Origin of the sequence: Myroides sp. C1519, from assembly GCF_038039755.1 — a bacterium.
GTDB classification, from domain to species: Bacteria; Bacteroidota; Bacteroidia; order Flavobacteriales; family Flavobacteriaceae; genus Flavobacterium; species Flavobacterium phaeum_A.
This window is the reverse complement of sequence record NZ_JBBPHM010000044.1, coordinates 1-5,044: the sequence shown is the minus strand read 5'-3', so window position 1 is coordinate 5,044 and position 5,044 is coordinate 1. Positions and strand designations below refer to the sequence as shown.

The following is a 5,044-nucleotide window of genomic DNA, read 5'->3' as shown; positions in this document are numbered from 1 at the left end:
AGCTAATTTAAACCTCACCTTCTCCCCTGCAGCATCAATCTTCATTAAATAAATACCTGTTGCCAATTCACTAATATCAATTACAGCGCGATTTGTAGCTCTAACATTAACCGATTTTACCAACTTATTAGACAAATCATAAATATCAACTTGTGAAAACTTAAATATCTTACCCTTAGCGATCTCGATATTAAACACGTCCTTTATAGGATTAGGCCATATAATAAAATCATTTTCAGACACAAGTGATTCAACAACTTCCCCACTTATCCCCTTCATTTCATCATTACTCACAAGTAAAGAAAAATCTTGACGACCTGTCTGTAGCTCTCCTTTATGAGAAACAACAATCTCATATACTCCAGCTTCAGCATTATCTATTTCTATTTTTTCAACATTATCCACATCATTATCCCCTTTCACAGCTCTTAAGTCGTTATAATTTTTATTTAATAACCAAGGAAAATACGCAACACCATCCTTATAAACTCTTAAATCCAAATCATTTACTAAGGCTTTTGCTTGTCGATTTGTTCTAAAATCATAATGAGGAGAATCTTGTTCAACATCAGTCCACACTAACGTAACAATCAAACTATTAGTGTTTTCTGTCAAAATAAACTTCTGTTTAAACTCCCCTTCATTCAATAATACTCTTTCCTCTATTATAGCATTTTCACCAAGAGAATTAATCATTAAATCAACTCCTTTTTTCGCATTAATCACCCCCCATCCAATCTGATTATTAGGCGATTTTTGTCTTAAATAATCTGCCGAATGCACCATAACTCCCTTCATTGTAGCTGCTTTATAAGGAAACTGTCTATTTTCAATAGCCCATTGTTGCCATAATGTCAAAATTCCAGAAACAACAGGAGCAGCCATAGAAGTTCCACTCATTTTAGCATACCTTATGATACTTGGTTCTGCAGTCAAAGGCTCAGGATTAGCGTATCCAGAAGAAATCACACGCACACCATTAGCAGCTATATCAGGCTTAATTCTAAAATCACAAGAAGGTCCGAAACTACTAAAATCCGCTACTTCATTTGCACCTACCTCATTTACACCAGTCGCAGCAACAACAATTACATTTTTAGCATTAGCTGTACCCAACAATAAATCATCTCCATGCTTTGACTCATTTACTAAATCAAATTCCAAACGATCATTACCTGCAGAAACTACGGATTGAAAATAAGGATAAGTATAAGCTACTCTATCAAACTTAGATGCCTCTTTATTATAAACCCCAAAATAATTAACAGGAACAAGGGGGATAAGATCCTCATCAACTGCCGCTAAACCATAAGAATGATTAGAAACTAATAAGCCTTCTTTAGCCATTGCGACCATTTCAGATGCATCATTAATCCAATCAAAACTTACAACCTTAGCATTTGGTACCATACCTTTTGCTTTATTAAATACACCTTTTGCTTTAATTGTTCCAACAACGTGAGTTGCGTGATTTCGCGATTTTTGATTAGCCTTTAATTCCTTCTCAGTCATATTTTCTAAAGAAGATATAGCATCACCAAGCTTTACCTCGCTTACTCCATTAACAATAAACTCTCTATGTATATCTAAAGCAACTTGTCCATCCCACACACCAACAATCATATTCTGACCATCCAGTGTAATTCCTAAATCCTCTTTAATAGCCTCAACTTGATTTACTCTTCTTGATTCAAGGTTGCTTGTTGTATAATACAAGGGAAAACCATCTTCAGAAATTCTTTTAATCTGAAAAACACGTCCATCACTAAAAACACCTTTCTCTTCTCGCTTACTCCTCTTTAAAAATTCAGAAATTTTTTCTCTATCCCTTTTATCTTCACTTTGAAATTTAGAAATAAGCAATTTCCCTTGCTCCGTATCATAAGATAAAGCTAATTCTTTTCGAACAGTAGCATTTTGTGCACTAACAGATAAGGTAAAAAACGATAAAAATAAGATAGAGTGAATTCTTTTCATTTAAAAAAGTTGACAATTATAAGTGTTTAAAAACAGTAAACAACTAATATAGTAATAGATGATTTAAAAAGATAATCTTTTATCTAAAAACTATTTAGCAGACAAAAGTACTACAAAATACCAATATGATTGCTAAAATCAAGTAATCATATCCGAAAAGGTTATATATTTTCTATATTTGAAACAACTAACAATTACCCTTAACAAATATGAAAGTTAAAAATGCAGTTATTGGTGTTGTTGCAGGAGCGTCATTATTCTCGATTTCTTGTAACAAGACTAAATCTGATGCTACAGAAACAGTAGATTGGAATGAAAACAATGCTTTCTTTGCAGAAAGTACACTACCTTATTTTACAGCAGACTTTGACAAAATCAAGAACAAAGACTTCAAACCTGCTTTATTAGAAGGAATGCGCCGTCAAATGGAGGAAATTGACAAAATATGCGCTAATACAGAAGAACCAACTTTTGCCAATACTTTAGAGGCTTTAGAGCGTTCAAGCGACTTATTTGACCGCGTTAGCTCAGTATTCTTCTTATTAACAGGAGCACATACAAACGATGAACTAAAAGCAGTTAATGCTGAATTAGCACCTAAGTTTGCAAGTCATAGTGATGGTATTTACTTAAATGATGCCTTATTCCAACGCATTAAAAAGTTACACGACAATCAAGCGGCATTAAACTTAAATGAAGAACAAGCTCGTTTATTAGATGTTTACTATGAAAACTTTGAAAAAGCAGGAGCTAATTTAAGTGCTGAAGACAAAGAAAAATTAAAACAATTAAACCAAGACATTGCTACATTAAACAATGACTTTGGCGATAAATTATTAGCAGCTACAAAAGAAGGTGGTGTTAAATTCACAAAAGAAGAATTAGCAGGTTTAAGTGACGAAGAATTAGAGTCTATCAAACAAGCAGACGGAAGTTATTTAATTCCACTTAACAACACAACACAGCAACCCGATTTAGACAACCTAACAAATAAAGAGTCAAGAAAAAAACTATTTGAACAAGCGTGGATACGTGCTGAAAAAGGAGATACAAACGATACAAGAGCTACAATCATTACTTTAGCAAAGAAAAGAGCTGAAAAAGCTAAGTTAATGGGCTTTGCTAATTATGCAGAATGGAGTTTACAAGGAACAATGGCAAGCACACCTGCAAATGCTATTCAAATCCTAAAAGACCTTAGTCCATATGCTGTTGGCAGTGCTAAAGAAGAAGCAAAAGATATTCAAGCTTTAATCAACAAAGAAGCTGATCCTTTTACACTAACTGCAGCAGATTGGAATTACTACGCTGAAAAAATCAGAGAGGACAAATTTGCTTTAAACCAAAATGAGTTAAAACCATACTTTGAAATGAACGCTGTATTAGAAGACGGTGTTTTCTTTATGGCTAAACAGCTTTACGGTCTAACATTTAAAGAACGAAAAGACATTCCGGTTTGGCAAGAAGATGTAAAAGTATATGAAATCTTCAACGAAGACGGAAGTCAAGTAGGATTATTCTATACAGACTACTATCAAAGAGATTCTAAACGTGGAGGAGCTTGGATGAGCAATATCGTAGGACAATCAAAATTACTTAACCGTTTGCCAGTAATTTATAACGTAGGTAACTTCCCTAAGCCAGCAGCAGGACAACCTACATTATTATCACAAGATAACGTAATTACAATGTTCCACGAATTTGGACACGCTATACACGGATTTTTTGCAAACCAAACGTACCCAACATTATCAGGTACAAATGTATCTCGTGACTTTGTAGAGTTCCCTTCACAATTCCACGAGCACTTTGCTTTTGAACCTTCCGTTTTAAAGAACTACGCTAAGCACTATAAAACAGGAGAAGTAATTCCACAAGCATTAGTAGATAAAATGAAAAATGCAGCTACCTTTAATAAAGGTTATAGTATGACTGAGTTATTAGGAGCTTCATTACTTGATATGGAATGGCATACAATTAGTGTTGATGCTGAAATTACTGATGCTATCGCTTTTGAACAAGCAGCTTTGAAAAAATATGGATTAGACCTTGCTACAGTTCCGCCAAGATACCGTTCTACTTATTTCAACCACATTTTTGCAGGAGGATATGCAGCAGGATATTACTCTTACAAATGGTCAGAAATGTTAGACTTTGACGCTTACGCGTGGTTAGAACAAAATGGAGGAATGACGCGTGCAAACGGACAAGTCTTAAGAGACAAAGTATTCTCAAGAGGAAACTCTGAACCATTAGACAAGTTATACAAAGACTTCAGAGGTAAAAACCCAAGCATAGACGCTTTATTGCACTATTCTGGATTTACAAAATAAAAAAATCAAAAAGGGCTAATCTCAACAGATTAGCCCTTTTTTACTACTCAGTAATTATCGGCAACGATTAAGCCTTTTATACTTACTAAAAACAGAAAAACTCTATTTAGTTAATAAGCTTTCAAGCACATCTAATCGTGCTTTCAAAATATTCACTTCGTCTTGCATTTTATCTAATGCTCCTTGTTGTTCAATAGTATGTAAATATAATTCTTCAATCTTCTCTAATTGTTGAATTGATAATTCGGTAAAATCAATTAAATACCTTCCATCTTCAGTACGTTCAATATCAGAAATCTTAGTTACTCCTGGCAAGTGATTATACTTTTCAATGAAATCTTTCACATAATCTAAAGACTTAAATTCATATGTTAAATTTAAATCAGTTGAACCTGTAAAGTACTTTTCAAATACGTAATCTGCAAACACAGAATTTGCAGAGAAAAATTTACCTGAAACAAGCACATCTCCATCAACAGAAAGCTTAGTATTTGTTGCCTTTGAATTTGTCAACAAAGTATTTCCTCCAATTGCAACACTTCCCCTATGGGCTATTTCAGCAGCATCTTCTGTTGCAACAACTTCCGTCCCTTGATTTAACCAAGGATTCTTGCCTTTATCTGTCACAACTTTCTCAATTTCAGTAATCACTTTCTCTTCTTTGATAATCTCGGGAAATGTATTGATTACATCTTGTGTAACAGTAATTTTTGTAGACGCCGCCTTGCCTGTCT

At 34.0% G+C, this 5,044-nt stretch carries 2 protein-coding genes and 1 pseudogene; 1 reads left to right on the top strand and 2 read right to left on the bottom strand.

Annotated elements, in window-relative coordinates; genetic code table 11:
* Positions 1-1,977, bottom strand: a 1,977-nt coding sequence (locus AABL81_RS13455; RefSeq protein ID WP_341341317.1) for a S8 family serine peptidase, incomplete at its 3' end; no start/stop codon positions are given.
* Between the two features lie 209 nt (positions 1,978-2,186).
* Between AABL81_RS13455 and AABL81_RS13450 the strand changes: the two genes are divergently transcribed.
* Entirely contained in the window at positions 2,187-4,310 is a 2,124-nt protein-coding gene (locus AABL81_RS13450; RefSeq protein WP_341341316.1) for a M3 family metallopeptidase, read from the top strand.
* A 102-nt stretch (positions 4,311-4,412) separates the two neighbouring features.
* Here the strand turns inward: AABL81_RS13450 and AABL81_RS13445 are convergent.
* Positions 4,413-5,044, bottom strand: a pseudogene (locus AABL81_RS13445) (hypothetical protein); the annotation flags it as partial.

Coding starts and splice junctions, on each gene's coding strand:
- AABL81_RS13450 (WP_341341316.1), top strand. CDS start 2,187: ATGAAAGTTAAAAATGCAGTTATTGGTGTTGTTGCAGGAGCGTCATTA.